This is a genomic window from uncultured Campylobacter sp. (assembly GCF_938045775.1).
GTDB lineage: Bacteria > Campylobacterota > Campylobacteria > Campylobacterales > Campylobacteraceae > Campylobacter_B.
On sequence record NZ_CALIBH010000065.1, the window covers coordinates 1 to 2,932 of the forward strand.

4 protein-coding genes are annotated in these 2,932 nt (G+C 45.3%); 3 read left to right on the top strand and 1 reads right to left on the bottom strand.

From position 1 onward, the window contains the following. The 3 genes from Q0238_RS02180 to Q0238_RS02190 all read left to right on the top strand — a co-directional run. The coding region (locus Q0238_RS02180; RefSeq protein WP_297942477.1) for a hypothetical protein at nt 1–611 on the top strand (611 nt) is incomplete at its 5' end. A gap of 158 nt (nt 612–769) precedes the next feature. Further along, nucleotides 770–1,153, top strand: coding sequence for a transporter (locus tag Q0238_RS02185; protein WP_297942480.1), 384 nt, complete (start codon nt 770–772; stop codon nt 1,151–1,153). Nucleotides 1,154–1,215: 62 nt separating this feature from the next. Beyond that, nucleotides 1,216–1,782, top strand: a complete 567-nt coding sequence (locus tag Q0238_RS02190; RefSeq protein WP_297942482.1) for a hypothetical protein — start codon at nt 1,216–1,218, stop codon at nt 1,780–1,782. Here Q0238_RS02190 and ribD read toward each other — a convergent pair. After that, on the bottom strand, nt 1,774–2,932 hold a 1,159-nt coding region (gene ribD / locus Q0238_RS02195), incomplete at its 5' end, for a bifunctional diaminohydroxyphosphoribosylaminopyrimidine deaminase/5-amino-6-(5-phosphoribosylamino)uracil reductase RibD (RefSeq protein ID WP_297942484.1). The genes Q0238_RS02190 and ribD overlap by 9 nt on opposite strands.

A 2,932-nucleotide genomic window follows, 5' to 3' on the forward strand; every position in this document is an offset into this window, starting at 1 on the left:
CGTATAATCTCGCGAAATTTCAGGGAGCCGAGGTGCGCAAAAACATAAAATACCTAATTTACAAGTTTCTTTTAGGCAATGTCTTTTTGGCAGTTTTTTTGATTTCATTTTACGTTGCTTCATTGCACCTCTCAAAACTTTTAAATGTTAATATAATAGACCTTTTGAAGGGATATTTTTTATTCCCGGGCGATATTCGTCTGCCTTTTACGACGGTAATTCTTGAGTTATTTTCCTTCTATATCAGTAGCAGTTTGAGCGATTTTTATGTCAAAGGCATCGATCGTAAATTAAATTTTATATTTTTCATCGCCTTTGCAACGATAGGAATTTTAGCTATTACCGCCATCATTCTTATCGCGATGTTCGGTTTTATGATATATGGTATGGATTTAGATAAAAAATTAGTAGCGATTTTATCCGCCGCGGCATTATTCATGGGCATCTGCTCAACGGTATATTTATTTCGCAAAAGCGATTACGAGCTCGGTAATTTTTTGCAAATCATCAGCCGAAAAAGAAGCGGTGAGATCAATAAAAAGCTATTCCCTATCTTGCTGCTTATTATATCTGCAACTTGGTTGGGTCTTATCTTTTTTGCATCTAGATAAAGCTAAATGCCCAGTTTAAATTTCGTCCGTATGCGCTAAATTTCATAGGCGTGAATTACACGCACGGCGCGACGGAATTTTAAGCACGGAATACTTTTTTATTAAAATTTAAACCTACGCATTATAATTGCAGGAATTAAAAAGGACGGCAATCGGTTATGAAAAGAGATATATTAATCGCGGTTTTAGGCTTACTTTGCGCCTTTATAGATATTAATTACATAGGTTTTCTTATCGCATTAAATTTGATAGTAGTCTTGGTTTGCGCCGCTTTTCCTTTTATGAAAAAGAACTATATATTTTTTCTACTGCTTATCGTAAATTTAGCTTTGTATTTTAACGCTATCGACACCCCTTTTGAAAAGCCCGAGCTTTGGACTTATAGCATACCTGCGCTGGCAAATGCCACATATGTGCTAGTCGCTTTAGTTTATGCTTCGGGATTTGTCGCTTTTGTCCCGCTTGCGGCATATATCTGTTTTTTATACTCGCTCTGCGCCGTTGCTTGCGGCATACGTGAAAAATTTCAAAGCTTACGCTAAATTTGCGATCAAAATTTTAAGCTGCTATTGCGTATAATTTCGCAGAATTTTAAGGATTGCGTATGAAAATATATTTCTACAAATTGCTTTTGGGCATCGTACTGACAGGCGTATTCTCGTTCTCGCTCGGTTTTACTTTATCGCACGTAGGTATCATATCGAATGCAGTTTTTGGCGTACCGCTATTGCCCTACGCTTCTTTTAAGGCCGAGCTCGCAAAAGCTATCTTAACGATAATCTCCGCATTTTATATCGCTGATAAAATTATCGACTTTCGCATTTTAGGCATCGATTGCAAGTTAAATTTTATATTTTTTATCGCCTTTTCGACGATAGGCGTGATTATCGTTAGTCTGCTATCTTTATTTATGATCGTCGGCATAATGATATTAAATAAATCAGAAATTGCATTTGCAGCGATGTGCCTATCCCTCGGACCGATTTGGATCGCTTGGCTATTTCATATCAGCGGATACAAGCTCGGGGCTTTCTTGCAAAATTGCAGCCCAACGACAAAATCTACGGCAAGAAAATATAACATAGATAAGGCGCTATTGGTCGTCATAATAATAGTAGCGCTGCTGATCCTCATACCGATAATAGCGAAGCTTTTGCAATTTTCATTTTAAAATTTTAAACCAGCCGTAGAATTCGTTCGCTTCTAGGTGCGGATCGCCTGCGCTGGAGATGAAAAGCGGCCGTAGCGCGGCATTTGCTCTAAAATTTCCCGCGTCTCTCATCTGCGCGCTGTAAAAAATAAGCGCGTGACTCGCAAACTGCGCAAACTCGTCAAACGAACTCGCCCCCGCCTCTATCATCGTGATTTTTGCGTCCGCAGGTAGCGACTGCGAAACCTCTACCTTGCGTCCTTCGACGCCGAAAAGCGGAATGCTCGCATCAAAATCCGAAAGTGCGCGGCGCGAGCGAATCCACACATCGGGCGCGCGCGGCTTTAGATTTTGCGGCGCAACGCGCGCGTCTGGCGTCAACATATCAGCATTGCCCACCAAAGCGCTAATTTCATCAGATTTGGCCGCACGCACATCCAGCGTCGGTCTGTCGGCGCGCACGGTCTGCCCGCCCACACCTACGTAGTCGCACACGCTGCGCAGCTCGTGCACGAACGCGCGCTGCTTCTCGCTGCCGATCCGTCCATGCACCGCGCCGTTTAGCGTGGCGTCGATTTTGATGAAGCAAAAGCCGCTCTCGCGTGCCAAATAAAATAGCTCCGCAAGCTCCGCCGCCGAGGCATGGCAAACGTCAAATTTCACCTCTATGCCCCTGCGGCGTAAAATTTCCACGCCGCCCGCAGCCTGCGCGTTCGTATCGCGCGCGCCGATTACCACGCGCGATAGGCCTAGCTCTGCCAAAAGCTCGGCACAAGATGGCGTCTTGCCGCGATGCGCGCAGGGCTCGAGCGTGACGTAGGCGCAAGCGCCGCGCAAAAGCCCGCCGTGGCGGTTTAAGATAAAATCATAGGTGAAGCTCGGCTGCAAAAGCGCGCTTTTTAGGGCTTCTAAATTTTGAAATTTAACGCCGAATTCGCGGGCGTATTCGCGGGCGAAATCCTGCGCAAAATTTACGTCCAGATCGCACAGCGCGGCGAAAACGGCGTTTGCTTCGGCGTGCAAAAAGCCCGCCTTTTTGTGCGCGCCTATACTTAGAACCCTACCGCCCTTATCCAGAAGCACGCAGCCCACGGCGGGGTTGGGTAGCGTCAAGGCCTGATAGCGCCACGCAGCCCGCAGCGCCAAATCCATGTAAAATTCGTCGTTCATA

What these genes read in the sequence shown, in the direction of transcription:
- Q0238_RS02185 (WP_297942480.1), top strand. Translation starts at nt 770, where the DNA reads ATGAAAAGAGATATATTAATCGCGGTTTTAGGCTTACTTTGCGCCTTT.
- Q0238_RS02190 (WP_297942482.1), top strand. Translation starts at nt 1,216, where the DNA reads ATGAAAATATATTTCTACAAATTGCTTTTGGGCATCGTACTGACAGGC.